Genomic DNA, 25,495 nt, shown 5'->3' with positions numbered 1-25,495 from the left:
CAATTTCATAAAAATCATATATGATAAAGTATTAATAGTTCCCCTTTTGGGATTATCAAGGTAAATTCCTTTTGGAGGTTATATATGAAGTCGATTGATCAACATAAAGGCAATACGAAGTCCGATCTTGTTTATGATTTCATCAAAGAGCAGATCATAACGGGTGTGTATAAGCCTGATGAGCGGATCATTATCCGCGATGTTGCGCGGCAGCTCGGAGTTAGCGACATTCCCGTCCGGGAAGGAATCAAACGCCTGGTGGCCGATGGTCTTCTCGAAACGAAATCGCACAGCGGAGCTCGCGTCGCTCCGGTCAACACCGATACGCTGGAAGAAATCTTCCTTATTCGAATCGAGCTGGAAACCCTCTCGACGCGATTGGCCGCGAAGGCCGCTTCTCCGGAGGAAATCGATTCGCTGGAGCGGCTGGTCGACCAAATGGATGAGAGTATAAACAAACAAGACCTGAACGCGTATTCCCTCAGCAACCGAGCGTTCCACCAACAGCTCTATCGTGCCTCGCATGCCCAGGTCTTAATCGACATGGTCGAGAACCTGTTCCTGCGCAGCGAGAATTCCAAGATGGTGTTCCACTATGACCCGGACCGCCTGCGCCAATCCAATGAGGAGCATCGCGCGATTGTGGAAGCGATCCGCGATCGCGACGAGGAGAAGGCCGCGCGAATTATCCGTTCCCAGAAAGAAACCGGGTTCAAAGTCGTGCTGAACGCGCTGCGGATCTCCAGGATGCTGCAAGGCGGCGAGACGAAGAGCTGAGAATCGGGCTCGGAAGAGCCCTCCCTTTTTAGCCATCTAACCACAAAGGCACCCTTAGGAGCACAATCGGCGCCCCCCATGACGGCCCGATTGACTTCTTAAGGGTGCTTTCTTTTTGAAGTTAATCATCTATTAACAAACCGGATGTATACTGGATCTAGAACAGCACACCATATCTTCATCAAAGAAAGGAGTCCGGCCTATGGGAATCCATACGTATTTTCAATCGCTTAACGATTTAGAACGCATCATCCGTTGCCCGGGCAAATTCAAGTTTGAAGAGCACAGCGTATCCGCCCACTCCTGGAAGGTTGTTCAATACGCCAAGACGCTTGCGGATATCGAAGAAAGCAAAGGCGTTACCGTAGACTGGAAGAAGCTGTATGAAATCACAAGCAGCCATGATTACGGGGAGATTTTTATCGGCGATATCAAGACGCCCGTGAAGCACTATTCGATGGAGCTTCGGTCCATGCTGCAGCAGGTGGAAGAAGGCATGATCGCTCATTTCATCGACGAGCATATTCCCGAGGAATTTAAGCCCATCTTCCGCAGACAGCTGCGCGAAGGCAAGGACGAATCCGTGGAAGGGCTGATCCTGGAGGTTGCCGATAAGCTGGATCAGATCTACGAGGCCTTTACCGAGCTGAAGCGAGGCAATACGGAGAAAGAATTTATCGTCATGTACCGGAATGCGCTGATCAAGATTAAAGCCATTAAGCTTCACTGCGTTAATTATTTCCTGGAAAATATTTTACCCGATATGGTTAACGAAGGCTCGACATCCTCGATCGATATCGTCCAAATTACGAACGAAGCTTTAGCCTCCTAAATCGTTCACTCTATTAACCCCAGCCTTACTACTGGCCCTCCCCCTGCGTTGGTCATCCCCTTTTTCAACAAAACCTTCACGACCGCTTCTCAATATTTTTTGAATAATGATTCTCTCTGTATTTCATAAGAAAAAAGAAGCCTTGAGGGTCAAGGCTTCTTTTTAATGTTTCTCTTTCAATTGTTCCAGCTGTCTTAATAAAACTGCAGCGGCTTTGTGACGTTACATACTATTTAACTATTATGGGGGGATTATCGAGATTCCATTTTTTATAAGGTTAGTCATAGAAGCCGCCTTGCTTAACGCAGTCAATTCTTCTTTTAGCGGCAGCTCCAATTGTTTCAATTCGGGTCTGGATGCAGCTAATTCAAGCAGCTCCAAACGCAGCAACCAGTCCTTGGGATAAGAACGGCGAAGTTCATTATGAATGTCACAGAGCTCTTGAATGCATTCATCCGTGAAGGTGTTCTTCTCTCTTATTGCCGCAGCCTTCCGATATAGAATTTCCAACTCGGATAAAGGAGAAGGCGGCTCTTTTTTCATAGACTCGGCTTGCTCATGGGCTGCACGAAAGTAAGAAGCAGGGTCGGCTGCACCAGGATATGCCGAGACGATACGCGATCCGACCGCCATATCATATGTGCCCCATTCCTTCTTGAACAGCTCGTTTCCATCCAACGTCACTGTACAATCCTCGAATGATATTAAAATTACGTGATGATTGTTTCTTATGATGCCCGTAATCCGCCCCGAAACGCTTATACCGCTTGCGAACAAGATGTCCACGAAGTTTCCTGCAACCATGCCCAGCTGTTCAAGAGCTTGATCATCGCACGCTTCTAATGCAATATCGCCTTGCAGCATACCGATCGGAGTGCCGAACCCTTTGCTGTGATCGTCCTTCCCGTGTCCTTCTAATGGTTGGTTATGAACCGCAAGAGCCGTTTCACCCTTCGTGTTCACATAGATCGCTTCACCGTTCTGATCCTTTACAAGTGCCTGGACTTTACCCGTTACGCTGATGCCGGAATTGAATTCGAAGGTGGCAATATTCCCCGAGCGCAGCGCTTTCTCTAAACTTTCCGTTCCGCCAACACGGAATGCCATCGTATTCGCCAAAGCTTCTACGCCTTCCATTAATTCGTCAAAGCTCTTGCAAACAAATAGTTGAGATTGCATCTCTGTCACGAGTTTAGGGCTCTCTATGCACGCTTCGACGGAGTACGGCAATTTCTTGACCGCATCCGTAAAGCAATGCTTGCTTTCGCCAACGGAAGACAATAAACCGGCGCCGTAAATTTTCGGATCAGTCATGTCCCCTATCAGTCCATATTCAACCGTAGCCCAGAACAAACGAGAAACTTTCTCTGCTTCCGACAACCCGATGACCGCATTTTGTTTTTCCTCAACTACCTTTTGGGCGGCCGCTTTTTCTTCAGCCGTTGATTTGGGATCCTCCATGACGATCGTTAATTGCCGAAGCGCCTCGAAGGCTTCACTCCTTTCCTTCATGGAAAAAGCTTTTGTGCCGATCGAGCCGATTTTCTGCACATACGATCGATATTCCGGATCGAACAAGATGGGCGCATGCCCTGCCGCTTCATGAATAATATCCGGGGCAGGCGTGTATTCAATGTTCGTTATTTTTCTGATTTCTGCCGCGATAGGTAAAATTCCGCCCGCCAGCAGTTCATAAAATACAGAGCCTGGGATAAGTCCATTTACGATAATCGCGCCCCAGCCAATTTTCGAAAGGCACTCATTCATCTCGGACACGCGAGGTATTTTCTCCGTTTCAATACCTGACCGCAGCAGTCCGTCAACAAAAGCGGAGTGGGCTTTATCATGTAAGGCATGACGATTCTGACGCATGACATAACGCCACACGGCATGATTAATAGGTGTGTAACGGTCATAATGCTGCTCTGCTGCATATGGCTTCAAATGAGATGGAATGATTTTCATTTCATCAACTCCATTTGCTTATTGCCTATTCATGGTTGAATCCAACTGTATGGATAGTGTTGATCTTCAAGCTGCTCCGCCCCTTTCGCCACACGCAATGGACGGAACGTATCGATCATAACCGCCAATTCAAGCGTCTCCTTCTGACCTATGCCGGCTTCAATCTTACCCGGATGCGGACCGTGGGGAATCCCATTGGGATGCAGCGTAATAGAGCCTTCCGTGACGCCTTTGCGGCTCATGAAATTGCCTTTCACATAATAGAGCACCTCATCGCTGTCCACATTGCTGTGAAAATAAGGAGTCGGTATCGCGTCAGGATGATAATCAAATAATCTCGGAACGAATGAGCAGACGACGAAGTTATGCCCTTCGAAGGTTTGGTGGATGGGCGGCGGCATGTGAATGCGTCCCGTAATCGGTTCGAAATCCGCAATATTGAAAATATACGGATACAGATAGCCGTCCCAGCCTACGACATTCAACGGGTGATGACGATAGAAGTGAGCGTGCAAATAACCTCTACTTCTCGTTCGAACCTCGTATTCACCGGTGTCCGTATAGGTTTCCAGCTTTTCGGGGAGCCGGATATCCCTTTCACAAAACGGACTGTGCTCAAGCAGCTGTCCATGTTCGTTTCGGTAACGTTTCGGCGTGGTGATCCAGCTTCTCGTTTCCAGGTTCAACAACTTGGAATCTCCCGGATCCGGAACGACCCGGTAAATCGTGCCCGTCGGAATCACGATGTAATCCCCTGGCCGATAGCTGAGCGTGCCGAAGATCGACTCTACCTTCCCGGTTCCCAGATGAACGAACAATAATTCGTCTCCGTCTGCGTTACGGTAGTAATAGGTCATGGCTTTCGTCGGATTCGATATGGAAATCATGACGTCTTCATTCCCGAGAATATAGCGTCTTCCGCCGACGGCATCGCCTTTGTCTCGATATTGTCCGGATAAGAAGTGCCGGTGTCGCAATGCTCCTTGTTCTTCAAACCCAACGTGGCACGACGCATAGATTTCGGCCTTCACGATTTCCGTTGGAGCGGTATGATGATACAGAATGGATTGAATGCCGGAAAAGCCTTTTGTCCCCATAACCTGTTCCCGGTACAGCGTGCCGTCGCTCTTCCTGAATTGCGTATGTCTTTTCCTCGGTATCTCGCCCATACGATGATAAAAGGGCATCCTGCCCGCCTCCTCTTCAAGTTAATCGGAGTGCCGGCAATACCCGCCCGGTCACCTCTCCGAAACCGACCTTGTATCCGTCGCCTTGGCACCAGCCGGTCATGGTTAATCGGTCTCCATCCGCCAGCCATACCCGCTCCTCTCCATTGCTCATTCGTAACGGCTCCATACCGCGCCACGTCAATTCCAGCATGCATCCCCGCGATTCCTTATCAGGACCGCTAATCGTTCCGGAAGCGAGCAAATCCCCAGGCTGCAGATTGCAGCCGCCCACCGTATGATGCGCGATTTGCTGCGCGATCGTCCAATACAAATTACTGTAGTTGCTTGCCGCAATCCGTTCCTGCCGCTCCAAGTCTTCGCTTTGCAAATAAACTTCCAATTGAATATCGAAGGAGCCCAATTTCTTCTGGCGCAAATACGGCAGCGGATCCGGCTCCTGCTTCGGAGCAGGAACGCGGAACGGCGCAAGCGCTTCAAGAGGCACGACCCATGGCGATAGGGATGTAGCGAAATTTTTACCCAGAAAGGGGCCGAGCGGCTGGTACTCCCAAGCCTGGATATCCCGAGCGCTCCAGTCATTGACGAGCACAAGTCCAAAAATATGATCTTCGGCTTCTTCAATCGGAATGGGCATGCCTTGTTCATTGCCGGTTCCAATCAGCCAGCCCATCTCCAATTCGAAATCCAGCTGACGGCTTGGTCCGAAGACAGGCACGGCTGAATCAAGGGGCTTCATCTGTCCATGCGGACGACGCACTTCCGTACCGCTGATCACAACGGAGCTCGCTCTGCCGTGATAACCGACAGGAAGATGGAGCCAATTCGGCATAAGCGCATTTTCCTTGCCGCGAAACATGATGCCTACATGGGTTGCATGCGCTTTGGATGCGTAGAAATCCGTATAATCGCCAATCTCAGCCGGCAGCAGCATCTCGACTTCGCTTTGAAGATGCAGCGCGGCGGTCCGCAGCTTTTCGTTATCCCGCAAAGTCGGTTCTTCCGCATCCAGCAGCCGCCCGATGGCTGAACGAAGCTCGCTCCAGACCGGACGGCCCATAGCCATGAACGCATTCAACGAAGGCCTTGCAAAGACGGCTTTGCCGCTCACGGCCGTCTTGTCGAAGCAGCCCGCTCGATCTAACGCCGCCAGATCCAGCACATAATTCCCGATCGCAACGCCGATACGCGGAAGACCGCCTTGGCGCGGACGGAATACGCCATAAGGCAGGTTCTGTATAGGAAAATGCGAATCCGGCTCCACTTCAATAAAAGAACGCGCCATATGATTAACTCCTCTGACCCAGTTTATGAAGCTCCCGCATCTCATCGCGCGGTTCGTCGAAGCTGCAGCTCCCGTAGGCGCTTAAAGCGGCTTTGCGACAAGACCGGATTTCCGCAGATGTCATGGAAAGGCTCCTCCAGCGTATGCCTTCGCCTGTAAAGTTGAAATTGTCCGGATTCTCATCTTCAATAATTTCCGCAATGCTCTTACTATCAAGCTTATGAGCGTGAGCCAGCATTCCTGCAAAAAAGACGTTGAGAAACCCATGCATCTTCGCGTTCACTTCATAACGGTACATGCGGACGGGATGATGCAGTCCTGCCGTAAATTTCATCGGGATATTTCTGTCTCTGCATGCTTCCAGAACAATCGCGATCTGGGACGGAGCAGGATATGCATCGGCCGTAACGCCGCCAGTTCTTAGCTTCATGCCAATCTTCGCCTCGCTGACAGAGTTGTGCGCCGCGATATGATCAAGGGCCTCAAGCAGATTTGATTGCCAACGTGAATCTAGCGCATACGTCAGTTCGCAGAATGTCCGCAATCCGGCTTTAGATGTCTCCCTTCCGATCGCATCCAGAAGATGAGCCCCAATCGGAACCGGCGGCAGCGGCCATTCGAGCGTATCGATCCCGACCGCTTTTTGATATTGATTCCTGAACGTTTGAATCCGGTCCAAACTCCCAGTCAGCAGCTCCGAACATTCCTCCTTGCTGCGGCTTCGATTCCCGACGATCGACAGCAACAAAGGATGATCTTCCGAGAACATAGCCTTGTAGGATGCCAACTCACCGAGGCGCGAGACAGGAACAACGAATCGGCCTAACATCCAGCTGTCTTGATCATGGCCGTATCGATTGTAATTTTGGATAGCCGCTTCAAGGGGCAGCTCGGCCGGAGGGAACAGCCCTGCGTAATCGATGAGCCTCTCCATGAAAAACCGTACGCTGGGATCCATCATAACGCCTCCCCGGTTAAAGATTGCCTCTGCGAGCTTGTTCTCTTTCGATCGATTCAAACAAAGCTTTGAAGTTGCCTTCGCCGAATCCTCGAGATCCTTTGCGTTGAATGATTTCAAAGAAGAGGGTAGGACGGTCAACGATAGGCTTGGTGAAAATTTGCAGCAAATAGCCATCTTCATCGCGGTCTACCAGTATTTTATTCTCGCGAAGCCTCTGGATATCTTCATCAATGGAGCCTACCCGCTCGGAAAGCACGTCATAGTAGGCATCAGGGGTATTCAGGAATTGCACGCCATTGTCATGAAGTTTTTTTACCGTGGCCACAATATCGTTCGTCAGAATCGCAACATGCTGAACGCCCGCGCCATTATAGTAATCCAGGTACTCTTCAATCTGCGATTTGCGTTTGCCGGTTGCAGGCTCGTTGAGAGGAAACTTGATCCTGCCGCCGTTATGCATCACTTTCGACATGAGCGCCGAGTACTCCGTGCTGATGTCCTTATCGTCGAAGTGCATCATTTGCGTAAAGCCCATGACGGTCTCATAGTAGGCGACCCACTCTTCCATCTCGTTCACGTTCCCGACAACATGATCGATCCCGATCAGACCCGCATCCTCATCAGGCACCGCATGATTGACCGGCTTGTAGCCAGGCATAAACACGCCGTTATAATCTTTTCGTTCAACAAGCGTATGGACCGTATCGCCATAAGTTCCGATAATCGCTTTCTTCAGCGTGCCGTTCTCATCGGTTAAAACCTGAGGCTCCTGGATTGGGATAGCCCCTCTCGCAACCGCCTCCATGTAGGCCTTTTCAACATCCTCCACACGAAGCGCAATGTCTTTCGCCCCATCGCCATGCTTCTTCACAAAATCGCTGATCGGATGATCTTCTCGAAGAGAACCGGTAACGACGAATCGGGTCTTCCTCTGTTCCATCACATAGGAAACTTTATCCCGCTGTCCGGTTTCCAGCCCTGCATAAGCGACAACTTGAAATCCGAAAGCTCTGCTGAGGAAATAACTCGTCTGCTTTGCATTTCCAACATAATATTCAACATAGTCATAATCTTGGATCGGGAAGAAATCGCGCTCCGGCTCATGAAGCTCTTTTTTCATGCTGCAGCCCCCTTGGAATGGAATTCCTCGTATATTCTATTCAGACAATCCGGCAAAAGCGTCCGGCATCGCATGCATGAATCGACTCTTTTTTCGCTTTGGGCTGCATTTGGAGTCATTAAAAAAGCAAAAACCCGCTCAATGAGCGGGTTTTTCCTAAGTTTACCTATTAATAAGCGTTCCACAGCAAGCGCCTTCGCAAGACGGCCGAAAATATACTGTATAGAGCAGCACATAACAATTCATCAACGAAAGAAATCCGGCCTTTGGGAATTCATTCTCGGTCGGGCGCGATCTCGCGCGGACTGGCCGTATGGAGCAGCACTCCTCTTGCGGACCGATCGCGAAGGTCATGTACCGGGCTGAAGATGAAACGGCCTGGGCCAACAAAGCGGAGCTGCCTTTTCGAAGGCGGCTCCGCTTGTCGTTCCGGCGATTACAGGCATTTCACGGACTTGATCTCGAAAGGCCTGAAATCCAGGCGAATGAATCCGTCGTTCACGTCCAGCGGCTCCAGCTCGTCCTCGAGCAGGTTGACCGCATACGCCTTCGCGGTGCCTTCCGGCAAGCGGAAGCACACCGATTCCCGGCCTCCGGACGATTCGTAGAAGCGGAGAATCGTGCCGGCTTCGCCGGACTCCGGCGCTTTGACCGTATCGAGAACGACGTGGCGGCTATCCAGCCGCAGCAAGGAACGTACGGGCGGCAGAAGCTCTCCGCGGGCGTCTCCCGCGGCCGCCGCCTCATCGACCCGGATGACCGTCGCGGGATGATTCAATTCGGCCGCGCGGCGGACGACGTGCGCTTCGCGCCATCCCCCCTCGTGCGGATAGACCGCGTACGTGAAAGCGTGCTCGCCCTGATCAGCCGTATGATCCGGCCATTTCGGCGCGCGCAAGAGCGACAGGCGCATGACGCCGTCCTTGATATCGTAGCCGTATTTGCAATCGTTCAGCAGGCTGATCCCGTAGCCGCCTTCGGAGACGTCCGCCCACCGGTGGCCGCACACCTCGTATTGCGCCTGCTCCCAACTCGTGTTCGAATGGGCCGGCCGCTCCAGGGCGCCGAACGGGATCTCGTAGGTCGCTTTATCGGATACGATATCGACGGGGAAGGCAACCTTCAGCAGCTTATGCGACTCGTTCCACTGCACGCGGGTGTTGAAATCGACGCGGGCCTGATCATGATGCAAAACGATGTCCTGGCTGATCAGAGAGTCGTTCAATCGCCATTGGAACCGGAGCACGTCTGCGGTCTTCCCGGAAGCGACGATCTCTTTCTTCACCGGCCGAATCGAGCCGGCCCGCTGTTCGGCGAACCGGGGATCGATGTCCCAGGCGTCCCAGGAAAGCGGCTTGTCATGGAAAAGCTGCAGTTCATTGGCCTTGGCCCCGGCCGGCAGCAGCTCGCGACCGGCCGCCTTGTCCAGCCAGCGCACGATCTCTCCCTCCGGATTGAATTCCAGCCGGTAACGCTTGGTCTCCCACTCGAAGGATGCATCGGGCGGGATGATTCGAACGGCGGGCGCAGGGACCGATTCGGCGGCAGGCATGATCCATATCGTCGTGTAGCCGAAAGCGGGTATCGACGGAACCGTAACCATCATCAGATGCCGGCCCCGGCCCCTCTCATCGCGGCGGATATCGCATGGCAGGCGCTCTCCCCGGTCATCGTAAGCCTCCGCCCCGGCAAGCTCCTCGTCCCATTCGATCGCAACCGTCTCGTCCCGCTCCCAGCCGAGACTGTTGAATACGAGGTAAGGCGTTCCTTCGCCGGGAGCGCGGGTCCCGCCGGTAGCGATCCGGGCGGCGAGCGCCTGAAGCGACTGCCCCAGGCTCGTCTCCCCAAGGCGAAACACTTGCTCATATTCGCTTGCGGACGTTTCGTACGTCTCGGGAATCGCCGTCCCCGGAATGATGTCATGGAACTGATTGAGCAGCATCAGTTTCCACCCTGCGAGGAGCGCCTCCCGGCCTTGGCGGCCAGAGGCGTTGCGTCCGTCCGTGCCGGAAGCCAGACGTTCCCATACTTCGGCCTCCCGGTACAAGACCTCCGCTTTCCGGTTGCTGCGCTTATTGCGCGCGTGCGTGGTGTATGTCCCCCGATGCAGCTCCAAATACAAGTCGCCGCGCCACTGCGGCAGCGTGTCCGCGACCTTCCCGGCTTCCGCGAAGAACGCGGCAGCCGTGCTGAACCGGCCGGCCGGCAGATCCGGCATGAGCGGCGACCGGCGGATGAACTCGATCATCTCGCGGGTTACCCCTCCGCCTCCGTCGCCATGCCCGTACAGCAGCATCTGCTCGTCCAGCTTGTCCTTCTGCCGGAACGACTCCCAATGCTCCCGGATGTCGCGCGGCTTCGTATGCTCGTTCAGGCCGTGGTTAAGATAAGAAACGACGGAGGTGCCGTCGATCCCCACCCAGCGGAACAAATCGTACGGGAAACGGTTCGTGTCGTTCCAGTTCAGCTTCGTCGTCATGAAATAGTCGACGCCGGCCAGCTTGAGCAGCTGCGGAAGCGAAGCGCAGTAGCCGAACGTATCCGGCAGCCACTCGATCCGCGAAGTCATTCCGAACTCCTCGCGGTAGAAGCGCTGCCCGTACAGGATTTGGCGCACGAGGGACTCGCCGCTCGGAATGTTGAGGTCCGGCTCCACCCACATGCCCCCGACTAGCTCCCAGCGCCCTTCCGCGACGCGTACTTTGATCTTCGCGTACAAGTCCGGATCGTGTTCCTTCGCGAAGGCATATAAGAGCGGCTGGCTCTGGGAATAGACGAAATCCGGGTATTCCTCCATCAGGGTTAGGGTCGTCGAGAACGTGCGGCTCACCTTGCGGACGGTCTCCCGCACGGGCCACAGCCACGCCACGTCGATATGCGACTGGCCGACCATGTGCATCAAGCCGTTCGCGCGAGGGTCAGCCGGCATGAACGCTTTGACCCTGTCAGCCAGCTTCGTCTCCAGCGAACCGAGCCACTCCTCGTCGTTCAGCCGGGTCTCCGGATTCCGCTCCACCTCGTCCATCGTTTCGAGCAGGACGGCGCTCATCCGGGACCGCCTGACGTCGTGTTCGGGCAGCGGCAGCATCGCTTCGTGCACGGCCGCCACGCTGTAGAGCAAGCTCTGGAGCGGCCCGTTGACGCGGACGAGCCTGATCCGCAGGTTCCGTATAGGCGGTTGGATCGTCGACTGGTTATTCAGGGGATCGACCGGCTCGGGAATCGGGTCGTAGAGCTCGATCTCGAGCAGCGGCTCGAATCCGGTCCTGAGCGGGTCGAGCGGCACGAACGAATGGTTATTGTCGATGCCGTGATAGGACGCCCCGTTCACCCGCAGCAGCCCCTCGCCTCCGCCTTCCGTGATCAACCCGACGCCGGACCCCGCCCATTCCCGCGGAATGTCGATCCGCTTGGTCAGGAAATAAGTGACGCCGTGCCTGGCGTCCAGCTGAATCGTCTCTCCCGCCTCGCTCGGCGCCCGTTCTCCCCGAGCCGTCTCGTATTGGTACTCGCCGGGGAGCACGTACCGCGCCTTGCGCATCGCAAAGTCGCCGATCGGCAGCTCGGAGAGCCATTGTTTATGCGATAAATGTTTGATGAAGCGAATGATTCGAACCATCTTCTCACACCTCGTTCCCGACAAATAGAGGCACCCAGGCGGTGTCCTCGGAATGGCGTCCCACCAGGATGCGGAACTCGCCTTCTTCGACGACCGGCCGCAGTTCGCGGTCGATCAGCTGCAGCTGCTCCGCTCCGATCGTGAACGTGACCGTGCGCCTCTCGCCCGGCTCGAGCGCGATCTTGCGGAATCCCTTCAGCTCCTTCTCCGGCCGGGTAACGGAGCTGACCCGGTCGGATACGTAAAGCTGTACCACTTCCGCGCCGGCAACGGCGCCCGTATTGGTGACGTCGACCGAGACGACGGCTTCCCCGTCCGGCGCGATCCGATCCGGAGATACGGTCAGCCCGCCGTATTCGAACGACGTATAGCTTAATCCGAAGCCGAACGGATACTGCGGCTTGCTGTCGGTCTCCAAGTACCGCTTCCCGCGGCTTCGCTTGCCGTTATAATAAACCGGGAGCTGGCCGACATGCTTCGGCACCGAGACGGTCAGTCGTCCGGAAGGATTCATATCGCCGAACAGAATGTCCGCCAGCGCCCCGCCGCCTTCCTGCCCCGGGTACCAGGCTTCCACGATCGCATGGGCGTGCTCGTCGATCCACGGCTCCACGATCGGACGACCGTTGATGTACACGACGACCATCGTCTTGCCCAGCTTATGAATTTCCTGCGCCAGCTCCAATTGGACGCCGAGCAGATGAAGGTCCGTGCGGTCGATTCCTTCGCCGCATTCCATGTCGCTCCACGAATGCCCGCTGACGACGGAAGCGCCCGTGCGCAGATCGATCGTCCCCTCGCCGAAGTCGCGCGCGCTCGACCCGCCGAGCGCCAGCACGACGACGTCCGCTTGCTCGGCGTATTCAAGCGCAAGCCCGAATCCTTCCCGGGAATCTCCTTTGATCCGGCAGCCCGGCGCGTACAGCACCCGGTCCGCGGAAGCCTCCCCGCCCAACTTGCCGCGGATGCCATTCAGGAGCGTGACGACCTGCTCGCGATGCTGCGGGGACGTGTAGTCGCCGAGCTGGTTGTACATGTGGTTCGCGTTCGGTCCGATGACGGCGACTGTCCGCGTTTCTTTGCTCAGAGGCAGGGTGGCCCCCTCGTTCTTCAGCAGCACGATCCCTTCGCTCGCAACTTCCCGGGCGAGCTCGACATGCTCCTCGCAGCCGATAATTTCCGCCGCCCGCTGCGGATCGACGTAAGGCCGCTCGAACAGGCCGAGCCTGAACTTGACGGTCAGAATGCGCCGGACAGCCTCGTCCAGCTCCGCTTCCGCGATAGCGCCGGCGGCCAGCGCGGCCGGCAAATATTTGGCGAACATCTCGCCCGACATCTCCATATCGACGCCCGCCCGGAGCGACATGACGGCCGCTTCTTCGCCGTCCTTCGCCACGTCGTGGCCGTAAGCGAGCATATTGATGGCGCCGCAGTCCGTGATCACGAACCCGTCGAAGCCCCATTCCTCGCGGAGCAGCCGCCGCAGCAAGTAGTCGCTCGACGTGCAGGGAACGCCATCGATTTCGTTGTAGGCCGTCATGACGGACACGGCGCCGGCCTGAACCGCCTTGCGGAACGGAAGCAGGTCGTTCTCGTGCAGCTCGCGGAGCCCCATATGGACGGGACCCGCGTTCCGCCCCCCTTCGGAGCTGCCGTAAGCGGCGAAGTGCTTCAGCGTCGCAATGACGGCATTCTCCCCGTCGATGCTTTCCCCCTGCAGCCCTTCCACGGCGGCGACCGCGAATTCGCCGATCAGGAACGGATCTTCGCCGAAGCACTCCTCCGTCCGTCCCCAGCGGGGATCGCGGACGACGTCGAGCACCGGCGAATAGGTCGCCGCTCCCCCCTGGCTGCGGGTCTCCGCGGCGATCGCGCGGGACATCCGCCCGAACAGCTCCGCGTTCCACGTGCTTCCGACGAGCAGCGGAACCGGAAACACGGTCGCGCCGATTGCCATATGCCCGTGCGAGCATTCCTCGCCGAACAGGATCGGGATGCCGAGCCGCGAACGTTCAATGGCGTAGCGCTGGATCTCGTTGATCGCCCGCGCCCCTTCTTCGGGGGACAGGCCGTTCGCAAGCGTGACCTCCGTCCACGGGTCGGCGCGCAGCACGCCGTAAAGGGAGCCGACGCCCCCGTTCTCCACCTGCCGCCGGAATCCTTCTTCCAGCGCAATGGCGCCGTTCTCCTTGCGGTACGTCTTCCAACCGAACGGCTGGATCAATTGGCCGATTTTCTCTTCGGTCGTCATCAACGCGAGCAGATGCTCGGCCCGTTCCGCCGCGGGCAGCGACGGGTCGCGGTAAGTCATTCGTGTCACGCTCCTGCTTTCGTCTTCCTATGCAAACGGAAGAAAGCAGTCCCAGGGGACCGCTTCCTTCCTGCAAGGTCGTCCGATTATTGTTTTTGAATCGCGTTCTGGTAAACCTCGACGTACTTCGTCAGATTCAAGCCGTCGAAACCTTTTACGTATGCGTCCCAATCTTTCTCGATGTCCTTGTTGCCGATGATGAATTGGGCCATGTTCGTCATGACGTAATCCTTGATCGACGTCGTCAACTGGGAAGCCGCGTCGGTATCTTCCGGACGGATGAACACGCCCGTCGGGTAAATTTCTTTCGGACTGTACGGCGCGTACTCGTTCGTCGCCTGCGCCAGGCGCGTATCGTAGCCTTCCGCGGCGAGCGGATCCTGTCCGGCCGCGAACAGATCACGGAACTCCTTGGACAAGTCCTTCGGCCCCATCAGCGACCAGCTTTCGTTCACGATCGCATTCGGATCCCGCTCCGGAAGGTTATAGTAGGTGTACTTCGCAGGCTGGCCGTCGATGTTCTTGTCTTCCGCGCCCGCCTTCTTCCAACCACTTCCCTCGATGCCGAATTCGCTGAGCACCGCGCCTTCCTCGCCGAACGCATAGTCGGCGATTTTGATCGCGGCGATTTGTTGTTCCTCGGACGCTTTGTTCGTGATCGCCATCGCGAATTCGCTGATCCCTTGCGTCGCGCCCGCGAGCTGAACGCCGCTAGGCCCTTTGAGCGGGGGCACGATCACCCAATGGCGGTGCCGGGTTTTCTCCTTATCGTACGTGTCGACCAGGTAGCTGACCAGGGCCGTCGTGATGGAGCCTACGATTTCGTCGCCTTCGCGGTTGCCGAGCTGTCCGACCGCCTGATCGTTCTGGGTGAACGACGCCTGGTCGATCAAGCCTTCCTTGTACAGCTTGGCCATGTAGGCGAGGCCTTCTTTCCACTCCGGCTTGTTGGCCGCGAATTCCACTTTGCCGTCCTTCAGCATCAGATACTTGTCGTTGTCGTTATAAACAAAGGCGTTCATCAGGAACGCGTCGATGTTGCCGTTCCAGACGGATTTATTCGGCGCGCCCGTGAGCGGAATTTCGTCGGCTTTGCCGTTCCCGTTCGGATCCTTCTCTTTGAACGCCTTCAATACGGTGTACAGCTCGTCCGTCGTCGTCGGAACCTTCAGGCCGAGCTTGTCCAGCCATTCCTTGTTGATCCAGAATTTCTGCGAGAAGGTGCAATGATAGCACTCGTTCAAGCGCGGAAGCGCGTAAATGTTGCCGTCCGGCGCGGTAATGGCGTCTTTGAAATACGGCTTTTTCTCCATCATCGCCTTAATGTTCGGGGCGTGCTTGTCAATCAAATCGTTAAGCGGAATAAAGACGCCTTGCTTGCCGTAGGTGAGCAGGTCCGTGTTCGTGAATTTGCCCTCCAGGAACACTTCAGGATAGTCGCCGCTGGCCAGAAGCAGCTGCCGGCGGTCCTTCAGCGCGTCCGACGGGGCGAGGTCCCACTTGATCTTGACGTTGAATTTCTCTTCGACCAGCTTCGTATAGTAGTTGTCCTCCAAAGGCGCCTTGCCTTGCGGCGCGAAGAACGTCACTTTAACCGGCTCGGACGACTGCCCGCCGCCCGTTGTCTCTTTATCGGTTCCATTGCCGGCCGCCTGGTTGCCGTTGTTTCCGCATGCGGAAAGCACCATGCTCGCGACCAATGCGATGACGAGCGTAAGCCATAATGACTTTTTCAAACTGACTCCTCCTTTTAATTGACTCCATTGTAGCAAATCCGAAAAGTTCGGTCGTTCATTAATCGCTGGAAATCACCTCCAACCGTAATTTCACCGTTTGCTTGTCAGCCTTTCAGCGAACCGATCATAACGCCCTTGACGAAGTGCTTCTGCACGAACGGATACATGATCAGTACCGGAATACAAGCGACGACGATGAGCGCGTATTTGAGCGCTTGCTCGAAGCCTTGGTCGCGAAGCTTCTGCGCCGTATTGGCCAGCATTTCCGGATCGGCCGCATTCAGCAGAAGCACGTTGCGGAGCACGTACTGCAGGGGGAACAGGTTCTCCGACCGCAGATAGATCAGCGCATCGAAGTAGGCGTTCCAATGGCCGACCGCGTACATGAGCGTCATGACGGCGAGAATCGGCTTCGATAACGGCAGCACGATGCTCACCAGGAAGCGCGAATCCCGGCAGCCGTCCATGCGGGCCGCTTCCGCGAGCTCCTCCGGAATCGAGGTTTGGAAGAACGTCCGGGCCACGATGACCTGGAAGATCGATAGCGCGCCGGGAAGCCAGAGCGCCCACCGGGTATCGAGCATATGCAGATTCTTGACCAGCAGGTAAGTCGGAATGAGTCCGCCGTCGAAGAACAGGGTGATCATCATGAAGATCATGATGATCTTGCGGGCCGGGAACGTCCGCTGCGCGAGCGGAAACGCCAGCAGTACCGTGAATACCACATTGATGAGCGTTCCGACCACGGTATAAATGATCGTGTTGTAGTAGCCCATCATCAGCTGCGTGCTGCGGAAGATCGATGCATACGCCTTGATCGAGAAATCGACCGGGAACAGCCATACTTTGCCCGATACGATGGCGCTGGGCGAGCTGAGCGACGAACTGAAAATGTAGAGCAGCGGGTACAGGACAACCAGCATTACGGCCGTGAGCGCGATGTAGATCACGATGAGCAGCATGCGGTCGCCGAGCGGCTCTTTGATTTTGTTTTTGCTAAACATGGTCTGCCCCCTTCCCTACCATAGACTCGTCTGCGAAACTCTGCGGGCGATGAAGTTGACGCTCAGCAGCAGCACGAGGTTAATCATCGAGTTGAACAAACCGACGGCGGCGGAGAAGCTGAAGTTCGCGCCGACCAAGCCGACCTTGTACACGTACGTCGAGATGACCTCCGACGAGCTGGCGTTGAGCGGATTTTGCATGAGATAGATTTTCTCGAAGCCGACGCCCATCACGCTGCCCAGGCTGAGGATGAGCATGATGATGGTGATCGGAACAAGCGCCGGAAGGTCGATATGGATGATCTTCTTCAACCGCGACGCGCCGTCCATGCGAGCCGCTTCGTAGAGCGAAGGATCGACGCCGGCCAGCGCGGCGATGTAGATGATGGAGGCGTAACCGAGCTCCTGCCAGACGCCGGACCAGACGTAGATGGATTTGAAATATTCCGGCACCCCGAGAAAGTTGGTCGTCGGCAAGCCGAGAAACGTGAACAGCCGGTCCACGATGCCGACGTGCGGCGTCAGGATCAGAACGATGATCGATACCATGACGACGGTTGAAATAAAGTGGGGCGCGTACGTGATCATTTGAACCGACCGTTTGAAGAAGCCTGTCCGCACTTCGTTGAGAGCCAGGGCGAGCAGAATCGGGACGGGGAAGCCCGCGATCAGGGAGTACAGGCTGATGCCGATCGTGTTCTTGATGAGCAGCCAGAAATTCGGCGAATGAAAGAAGTTCTCGAAATGCTTGAATCCGACCCAGGGGCTGCCCCAGATCCCTTTAATGACGTTAAAGTCTTTGAATGCGATTTGGACGCCTACCATCGGAACGTATTTGAAAACAATCAAATAAAGGACCGGGAGCAGAACCAGGAGATACAGTTCCCAGTGCCGTTTTGCGTTCATGAGGGTACGATTGCCGTTGCCTCGGTTCACCCGCATCTCTCCTTGTGAAGTTGAATTTGTCCGGGGCCATTCGATGCCGCCCTGGTCGTAAAGCGATTCTACCGCTCTCCCGCACCCGGCGGCAATTTGTAAGAATCGTGCATTTCACGATTTTCCCTCAGGGGCGCCAAATGCAGCGAATACGCGGGTTTTTCGCATTATTCCCGCCGTTCTTCACCTTTTTCGCCGCCCAAAAAAAGCCCTGCCGCGGGGCACGTTCGTGCGCCGATGGCAGGGCGGTTCTTTCGGTATCCGGCAGGATTAACCGGCATCGTTCGTTGCTTGCTTGCGGTAGTCTCTAGGCGACAGTCCCGAGACGTTCTTGAAGGCGCGGTTGAAGGAATTGTAATTGTAATAACCCACCTCGAGACTGATCTCCTGCATCGATTTCTGCGTCTGCGCCAGCAGGTCCTGCGCCCGTTTCATCCGGAGGCCGATCAGAAAATCGACGAAGTTCTCGCCGAATTCGTCCTTGAACAGCTTGCTCACGTTTTTCGCATTCAGCTGGAATTTCTCGCTCAGATAGTCGAGCGACAGGTCCGGGTTGCCGTAATGCTCCTCGATATAGCAGCGGATTTCCGCGATGACGGCCCGGCTGCCGTGCGATTCGCGCAAAGCCTGCATCCGCTCCACCGCGGTCTCGAAGATCCGGGCGCAGCCGTCCTCCAGCTCCTCCAGCGTCTCCCATTGCTTCGCAAGCTCCAGGAGCTCCACTTGCGTCGCCTTCCACATTTGCCGATATTCCTTGGACAAATCGAGAAACTCGCGGTCCAGATGCTGCTGAAGAAACAGCATCAGGCTATCGATTTCCTTGCGTGAGGACAGCGAGTCGCGGATTTGCCCGAACAAAAAGGCAAGATGCCCTCTCCATTCCGGGCCCGACAAGCGCACGGACTGCGACAGCTGGTTAATCGTCTTGAAATATTCGTGAATTTCGGTCTGTGGCTTCGCGATTTGCTCCGGATGAATGATCCGGTTCGCGCCGAGAACCGCCTTATATTGCAGCAGGTTGCCCGCTTTCTCGTACGACTGGCGGATTTCCTCTAACGTGAGCGCCTGTCCGCCCTGTCCGATCGTGACCGTGAAGCTGAGATTCTGCTCGACCCACTGCAGCACCGCCTGCGAGATGGCGTCTTGTATTTCGCCCGGGTCCGCGCCCTCCGGCGCCCAGATGATGGACGTGAGCCGGCGGTCCGTCGTCCATTCCGACCAGACGCTGGCGCTGTGGTTCTGGACGACCTCAAGCACGACGACGAAGAGCGTGAACCTCAGCAGCGATTGATCGCGCTGGTTGTACGCGGCCGAGAACTGGTGGTACCCGTCGATCTCGAACATCTGGACGAGCGCCGTTCTTCCCGCGACGTCGAGGTCGTATTTCTTCAGCTCGGAGATCCATTCGGCCTCCTTGATCGGGGCGAGGCCCTCCATTACTTCCTGGAAGCGGTATTTCTTCTGCAGAATCAAGCTTTGGCGGTGCTGCTGCCGGAACTGCTCCGTCTCTTCGATCATCTGCTCGAGCGATGCTTGGATGAACCCCATCTCGCTCTCGCTCGGCCCGCCGTCGGAGCCTTGATTCTGAAGCGCGTTCGTTCTCAGGAGGGAGACGATCTGCTGGATCGGCCGGTAGTTCTTGCGGGTCACGAGAATGACCCATACGACGCCGAGCACGACGGACACGAGCGCCATGATCATCCAGACGTTATACAGGTTCAGCGCGAAGCCGATCATTCCTGTGTCGATGAGACCGCTCTCCACGAGCCAGCCCGTATAGGGCGACGTGAAGGACGAGAACTGGCGCCCCGCCTCCCCTTCGCCGGCAGCCTTGGCGAGCAAATCGTGGCCTTGACCATCCGTCATGCGGACGAAGGTGATGTCGCCGTTGTACATTTGGGCGATGGAGTCCCGCAGCGCGGATACGCTTACATTTACGACGAAGTAGCCCTTCTTCTGGCTGGAGAAATACGGCACGTCGCGAACGAGCGTGATGACATTCTTCGAAGGCGAATCCGCGTAAGGGGTGAATTTCCGCTCTCCCGTCCATTTCACTTGAACCTGGCGTTTATTGGATTGCGCGATGAAATCGGCATCGGGGAAATCGGCCAGCTTGCTCGGAGCGTCGCCCAGCATGCCGCCGTCCTTCAACCGCACGAAATAAACGGAATCGATCAGCGGGAAATTGACCTTCAAATCGTCCATCACTTTGACGGCTTGTATGTTAGCGAATACATCGTTATAGTCGAGATTGAAAAATCGCGTCACGGTCGGATCGGTCATGACCAGTCTGGCCACTTTATAATCGATCGCCTTCAAGGTGCTGTCCGTATAACGGATGACCTGCTGCACCATGAATTCGTTCGCTTTGATCGCTTCCTTGTGGTTCTGCTCATTCAAATATTGGAAGAACACGACGAACAAAATCATGATAACGCCGAAAAAAGCAGGAAGGTAGGAAAACAACAACCTGCGGAACCAACTTTTTTTCATTTGAAAAAACCCCTTCCCCCACCTGTCTGAAGCGTCCGATCTTGCAAGTTTACTTGATTTCAACAAGACGGACAAGGTTCTCTTTAACCATCTATGCGAAAAGCTGGCGACCGTTTATTGCGTCGCCAGCTTCTCGTCGGTAGTATTCGATTAGGATGGGAACCGGCGATGGACAGGTGCTGCCGTCCCCTCTACCCCCAGATCCGGAAGACGTGCGCGATCGGCGCTTCCTCGGACAGGGCGGCCAGCGGAAGACGGATGACAAGTCCTTCGTCAGTGCGGCTGAATTCAAGCCGCCCTTCGCGGCCGACCAGCTCAACGGCGGTCGCCTCGCCCTTGTAAGGCAGCTTGATCTCTTCCGTGACGGGAGCGTCCGCGCCGGGGTACAAGTAAAACCCGTATACCGTATCGCCTTTTCGCGTAAACGCGCATTGCCCCGTATAATAAGGCTCGCAGATGCGGGTGCCGTAGACGCCCTCGCCATACTCGTTCATCCAGACGCCCAGTTCCTTGATCCGCCGGATCGCTCCTTCCGGAAGCCTGCCGTCAGGCTGCGGGCCGACGTTCAAAGCCAGGTTGCCGCCTTTTGCCACCACTTCGAGCAGAAGGTGGACGATCTGGCGAACCGACTTGTACTTGTCCTCGTATCGGAAGGAGAACGACGTCCCCATCGTAATGCAGCTCTCCCACGGCACGTTCATCGGGCGGTCCGGAATCGTCTGCTCGGGCGTGACGACATTCTCGTACGGACCGCCTACGGTACGGTCGACGGAGAGGAGCCACGGCTGCTTCTCGCGCGCCTTCTCGACCACCTCGCCAAGCCGGATGTCTTGTCCGACGCGGCCGCCGGCCCGGACCCATCCGGCATCCAGCCACAGCGCGTCGATCCGTCCGTACTCCGTTAACAGCTCCATGATTTGGTTATGCGTGAACTGAATGAAGTTGTTCCACAGCCACGGATATTTCTCCGGGTCGTAGGACGGTCCGCGCCACATGTTGCGCCCCCGCTCCATCCCGGACGCCCAGTAGTACGGAGTATGCCAGTCCGCCTTGGAGAAGTACGCGGCGATGGCCAGTCCCTTCGCCCGGAAAGCGTCGAACAGATGCCGGCAGATGTCCGCGTATTTATGGGTATGGAACGGCGTCTGCGGACCGGTAATCCGATAGTCGGTCGTGTGGGTGTTCCACATGCAGAACCCGTCATGGTGCTTGGTCGTGAAGATCAAATATTTGAAGCCGCCCTCCGCGGCCAGGTCCGCCCACACGTCCGGCTGGAACCGGATCGGGTTGAACGTTCGTCCCAGGCCGAAATATTCTCGCTTCAATTCTTCGCTGTCCGCCTGCCAGTCGATGCCGTCGCGCGACCAATCGCCGTCCTCGTCGCTTAACGCCCACGATTCCACTACGCCAAGCTGGGAGTACGGTCCCCAATGCATCATGATGCCCAGCTTCTGGTCTTTGAACCATTCCAGACGCTCCCGGATAAGCGGGTTCTCGGGCTCCACCCATTCATCCTCGCTGCTGAAATTGTGGACGCCATGCTCCACGACCTGCGTTTCTTCCTGCTCGCCTAGCGTTGCCGCCGTTTGTTCGCTCATTGTTCAGTCTCCTTCCATGACGACTCGATCATGCGCTTTTACGCGTCGTCTCCCTATTCCTGGAATGTTTTAAAGAGGTTATTCAAAAAGCCGTCTTTTGATCACGAAGTGCAACGGGAAGCGGATTTCCGCATTGAATCTTGAACACCTGTTTTTTGAACACTCATTTAAAGTTAAACGCTACGGCGTAAGCGCTCAACTGCTTTTTTTCGCCTAGTTATCTTTTTTCCGCTCGGGCGTTCCCCGGTGTAACGAATCGTCCGCGCGGCGGGCGAAAGCCGGGGAACCCGCCGCCGGCGTTCGCCGATCCGCACGCAAAAAGAAGGCCCTCTGTCGCCGAGGACCTTCCGGATTCCCAAAGTTGTAATGATTGCCTTCGTAAACAAGATGCTTCATTGGATCTTTGCCCTGCTTAAACGCAAAGAGACTTTCCCCGATTCGGCCTAAAGGGCTGTATACATGAAAAACCCTCCAATTTCATATTGGAGGGCTGTTAAGGATGGGAACGACCGCGACTGATCGTTCCCAGGGCAGGCTTATTCAAATTTAGTTTCGCTATTTACGACAAACCATACATCTTTTACTCCTTGTCCGTTTACATCCCCTTCTTGCTGATCTTTTGCAAAATAATAGAGAGGAAAGCCTTTGTACGTGACCTGCTTCTCCCCATTGTCTTCTCTTGTGATCGTATCGAAATCCTTTTTGTCAAAACCTTCCGGGACGGAGAAATCCTCCGAGGTAAATGACGGCCAGTTTGCCAAGCAGTCTCCGCTGCAATTGCTTTTTCCTGCTTCGTCCTTTTTAAAGTAATACAGGGCCCTTCCCTGTGGATCCGCCAGGTACTCTCCAGCCGTCTCATTCTCCAGAAGCTGTAAGCTATCAGCCGGAGGTTGTTCCGATTTAGATTGTTCCGTTTGGGCTTGATCGGGTTGATCCGTATCTGTTTTTTCCTCAGTGCTTTTTCCGCACGCAGCCAAAACAAAAATAATCGAAAGTATCGCGAGGGTAAAGATTGCTTTTTTCATGTATGTTTCTCCCCGTTTTTTTTGATTTAAGGCTCGTCCTTACTTCCAGCCCCATTTTTGAAAGATTTGGTGAGATTCTTCCGTTCTTAAATAATCAATAAATTGCTGTGCCTCTTTTTTCTGATCGGTGATTTTCGTCAAGGCGATCGGCGTTCCACGATAGAGCTTTTCTTCTTCGGGCAGCTCGACCAAGTCCGTCACATCCTGGAGCCGGTAATGCCACGATTCATAGGTAATCCAGGCGTCCAGGCTGGAATTTGATTTCCATAATTCAATAGCTTCGGCACTCGACTTTACAGAAAGGTTAATATTTTGGGAAATGCCTGCGATCAGCCCTTTTCTGCCTGCCAGGTCTTCCCACAGGCCAAGCTGGCCAGCCCCATTCACATCGATTATTTTAACTCCCTCTTTCGTTAAATCCTCCAGGCTTGCAATCTTCTTAGGGTTTCCTTTCCTCACCAATATTCCTGCAGCACGAGGATAAAGTTCCGTTCGTGATTTAGTGTCGATTATTTCGGGGTGATTTAAGATGAAGTCCTGCAGCATATACTCGGAGCCACCGAAAATAATATCTGCATCTTGCTTTGCCTGGCCGATCCAATTGCCCTCTGGTCCGGCTGTTACTTCCACCTTGATTCCCGTTTCAGATGAAAAATGTTCAGCAGCTTCCTTGATCGGTCCAAGTGGTCCACCCGGTCCGTACACCCGGATGACATGATCACCTTGGCTGGAATTTGGTGTCGCCTGGGACGCTGGCTTACTTTCCATTTTTGCATAGGCTGTCAATCCGGCAGCCGTTATGATAAAGAGCAGTAGAGCTGATAGGAACATGGTCTTCTTCATGATTTTTCCTCCATTTCATAGATGATTTTTACCGGTACTATTTAAGGAAACGAAGGGAGGCTGTAAACGGTTTGATCATATTGAAAAATAGTTAGAAAGTTTCATAAATCTATTGAAAATTAGTCTGGTCGACTCGCTTTTACGTTCCGGCGTCCGGTCCAGCAGCACGACCGTCGCTCCGTATTGAGCCAGACGCAGCGTAGCCACTTGTCCGATGCCGGACCCGCCTCCCGTCACGATCGCCACTTTACCCTTCACCGTTTGCTCGATAACCATCCACGCAGCCATTCCTTCGCTTTCTTGGAATTGTCAAGAAATGTTTGCACCGCCCTGGACCTACTTAAACCCACCCAGTATTTTCCTGGTTCAACTCGTTATCACTCGGTTTAATAGCATCTCGTGTACCTGTTTGGACCTATACAGAATAGGAGGCAGCGCATGTGACCAAAATACGTTTCGTTTTATTGGCATTGGTCGTTATCCTAACGGCCAGCGGCTGTTCGACCGAAACATCCGCCGACAAAAAGACAACGCTTACACTGTGGTACTGGAACCGCGGCTTGGATGACAAGCTGATCGCCTCCGTCGAAAAGCAGTTTCCGGACTTCCGAATCAACGCTCAGAAGATCGGCGGCGATTTCAAGTCCAAGCTGAAGACGACGCTGGCTGCCGGTTCCGGCGGGCCCGATATCGTTGCCTTCAACGATTGGGTAACCGAGATGTTTCCGAACGCCGACCGGTTCTACGACCTCTATGAGCTGGGCGCTAAGGAAATCGAGAAGGACTATTTGGATTGGAAATGGCAGCTCGGCGTGACGCCGGACGACAAAATGATCGCGCTCCCGATCGATACGGGGCCGACAGGGTTGTTCTATCGGGCGGACTTGTTCAAGAAAGCCGGCCTTCCAAGCGATCCCGGCGATGTCAGCCAAGCGATAAAGACGTGGGAGGATTATTTTGCGGCCGGAGAAAAGCTGCAAGCCGCGCTCGGCAAGGATGTCAAGCTGACGGACAACATCGGCAGCATCTATACGCAGGTGAACGCCCAGAGCGACAAAATCTACTTCTCCGAGGATGATGCCTTTATCGGCGAAGATCCCTCTTCTTCCATGAAGAAAGCATGGGACCTCGCGGTCGAGGCATCAGAGAAAGGACTGCTCGCAAATGCCAACGGCAACTCATCCGAATGGAACGCCGCCTTGAACAACAGCAAGATCGCCTCATTCGTCGGCGCGGTCTGGAACAAAGAGGTGCTTCAGCAAGCCGCCCCAGAGACTGCCGGCAAGTGGCGCGTGGCGCGCGCACCGGGCGGAGACGGCAACAACGGAGGTTCCTTCCTGGCCATTCTGAAGACGAGCGAGCATCCGAAGGAAGCGTTCGAGGTAATCAAATGGATTCAAAATCCCGACAATCAAGTCGACACGTTCGTTAATGTCAACCTGTTCCCTTCCGCCGCGAAAGCGCTGGAAGCGCCGGAGCTGCTCAAGGAAGAGGAATTCTTCGGCGGCCAAGCGACCGGCGAAGTGTTCACCGAATCGGCGCGAAACGTCAAGCCCGCTTACTTCGGACCGAAGTACGCCAATCTCAACGGCATCGTGAACCGGCAGCTTCAATCCGTGGCGCTTCAAGGGAAAAATCCCGATCAAGCATGGGAAGACGCGCTCGCCCGCATCAAGAAAGAGCTGCTAAGATGACAAGGCGCACAGCTAGCATATACGTTCGTGAGACGTATGCATCGTAGGACGGATATCATTTAATCATCATGAAACCGGTTGCACTGAAGAACGGCTCTAACCTTTATCA

General features: G+C 55.2%; 18 protein-coding genes. 3 read left to right on the top strand and 15 right to left on the bottom strand.

Annotated features, from left to right (window positions below; translation table 11 throughout):
- Window positions 1-84 precede the first annotated feature (84 nt).
- Complete coding sequence (locus L1F29_RS01780; RefSeq protein WP_258386696.1) at window positions 85-777, top strand: GntR family transcriptional regulator; 693 nt, start codon at window positions 85-87, stop codon at window positions 775-777.
- Between the two features lie 202 nt (window positions 778-979).
- Window positions 980-1,609, top strand: a complete 630-nt coding sequence (locus tag L1F29_RS01775) for a YfbR-like 5'-deoxynucleotidase (protein ID WP_258386695.1) — start codon at window positions 980-982, stop codon at window positions 1,607-1,609.
- 240 nt (window positions 1,610-1,849) lie between these two features.
- Here L1F29_RS01775 and L1F29_RS01770 read toward each other — a convergent pair whose 3' ends face one another.
- The 15 genes from L1F29_RS01770 to L1F29_RS01700 form a co-directional block, all read right to left on the bottom strand.
- Window positions 1,850-3,574: an aromatic amino acid hydroxylase gene (locus L1F29_RS01770; RefSeq protein WP_258386694.1), complete on the bottom strand. Its 1,725-nt coding sequence runs from the start codon at window positions 3,572-3,574 to the stop codon at window positions 1,850-1,852.
- A 29-nt stretch (window positions 3,575-3,603) separates the two neighbouring features.
- Complete coding sequence (locus L1F29_RS01765; RefSeq protein ID WP_258386693.1) at window positions 3,604-4,761, bottom strand: homogentisate 1,2-dioxygenase; 1,158 nt, start codon at window positions 4,759-4,761, stop codon at window positions 3,604-3,606.
- A 16-nt stretch (window positions 4,762-4,777) separates the two neighbouring features.
- The gene (fahA, locus tag L1F29_RS01760; RefSeq protein WP_258386692.1) at window positions 4,778-6,046 is read right to left on the bottom strand and encodes a fumarylacetoacetase; all 1,269 of its coding nucleotides are present in this window, start codon (window positions 6,044-6,046) and stop codon (window positions 4,778-4,780) included.
- Between the two features lie 4 nt (window positions 6,047-6,050).
- Window positions 6,051-7,004, bottom strand: a complete 954-nt coding sequence (locus L1F29_RS01755; protein ID WP_258386691.1) for a hypothetical protein — start codon at window positions 7,002-7,004, stop codon at window positions 6,051-6,053.
- Between the two features lie 16 nt (window positions 7,005-7,020).
- Window positions 7,021-8,127 carry a 4-hydroxyphenylpyruvate dioxygenase gene (gene hppD / locus L1F29_RS01750; protein ID WP_258386690.1) on the bottom strand — a complete coding sequence of 369 codons (1,107 nt, stop codon included), beginning with the start codon at window positions 8,125-8,127 and terminating at the stop codon, window positions 7,021-7,023.
- A gap of 436 nt (window positions 8,128-8,563) precedes the next feature.
- A complete protein-coding gene (locus tag L1F29_RS01745) occupies window positions 8,564-11,746 on the bottom strand; it encodes an alpha-mannosidase (protein WP_258386689.1) in 3,183 nt (1,060 codons plus the stop codon).
- Window positions 11,747-11,750: 4 nt separating this feature from the next.
- A complete protein-coding gene (locus L1F29_RS01740; RefSeq protein WP_258386688.1) occupies window positions 11,751-14,057 on the bottom strand; it encodes a glycoside hydrolase family 3 N-terminal domain-containing protein in 2,307 nt (768 codons plus the stop codon).
- Between the two features lie 86 nt (window positions 14,058-14,143).
- Window positions 14,144-15,793, bottom strand: coding sequence for an ABC transporter substrate-binding protein (locus L1F29_RS01735; RefSeq protein WP_258386687.1), 1,650 nt, complete (start codon window positions 15,791-15,793; stop codon window positions 14,144-14,146).
- A gap of 104 nt (window positions 15,794-15,897) precedes the next feature.
- The gene (locus L1F29_RS01730; RefSeq protein ID WP_258386686.1) at window positions 15,898-16,797 is read right to left on the bottom strand and encodes a carbohydrate ABC transporter permease; all 900 of its coding nucleotides are present in this window, start codon (window positions 16,795-16,797) and stop codon (window positions 15,898-15,900) included.
- Window positions 16,798-16,812: 15 nt separating this feature from the next.
- On the bottom strand, window positions 16,813-17,739 hold the full coding sequence (locus L1F29_RS01725; RefSeq protein WP_258386685.1) for an ABC transporter permease: 927 nt from the start codon (window positions 17,737-17,739) through the stop codon (window positions 16,813-16,815).
- Window positions 17,740-18,003: 264 nt separating this feature from the next.
- Complete coding sequence (locus L1F29_RS01720) at window positions 18,004-20,226, bottom strand: helix-turn-helix domain-containing protein (RefSeq protein WP_258386684.1); 2,223 nt, start codon at window positions 20,224-20,226, stop codon at window positions 18,004-18,006.
- Between the two features lie 191 nt (window positions 20,227-20,417).
- On the bottom strand, window positions 20,418-21,824 hold the full coding sequence (locus tag L1F29_RS01715; protein ID WP_258386683.1) for an alpha-L-fucosidase: 1,407 nt from the start codon (window positions 21,822-21,824) through the stop codon (window positions 20,418-20,420).
- A 536-nt stretch (window positions 21,825-22,360) separates the two neighbouring features.
- The gene (locus tag L1F29_RS01710) at window positions 22,361-22,849 is read right to left on the bottom strand and encodes a hypothetical protein (RefSeq protein WP_258386682.1); all 489 of its coding nucleotides are present in this window, start codon (window positions 22,847-22,849) and stop codon (window positions 22,361-22,363) included.
- A gap of 39 nt (window positions 22,850-22,888) precedes the next feature.
- The gene (locus L1F29_RS01705) at window positions 22,889-23,692 is read right to left on the bottom strand and encodes an extracellular solute-binding protein (protein WP_258386681.1); all 804 of its coding nucleotides are present in this window, start codon (window positions 23,690-23,692) and stop codon (window positions 22,889-22,891) included.
- 75 nt (window positions 23,693-23,767) lie between these two features.
- A complete protein-coding gene (locus L1F29_RS01700; protein WP_258386680.1) occupies window positions 23,768-23,980 on the bottom strand; it encodes an SDR family NAD(P)-dependent oxidoreductase in 213 nt (70 codons plus the stop codon).
- A 152-nt stretch (window positions 23,981-24,132) separates the two neighbouring features.
- On the opposite strand from L1F29_RS01700, the gene L1F29_RS01695 reads away from it, so the two are divergent.
- On the top strand, window positions 24,133-25,386 hold the full coding sequence (locus tag L1F29_RS01695; protein ID WP_258386679.1) for an ABC transporter substrate-binding protein: 1,254 nt from the start codon (window positions 24,133-24,135) through the stop codon (window positions 25,384-25,386).
- The last annotated feature ends 109 nt before the right edge of the window (window positions 25,387-25,495 follow it).

Source organism: Paenibacillus spongiae (assembly GCF_024734895.1).
Classification (GTDB): domain Bacteria; phylum Bacillota; class Bacilli; order Paenibacillales; family Paenibacillaceae; genus Paenibacillus_Z; species Paenibacillus_Z spongiae.
Note: the sequence above shows the minus strand (reverse complement) of the source record. Positions and strands in the feature narration are given on the sequence as shown.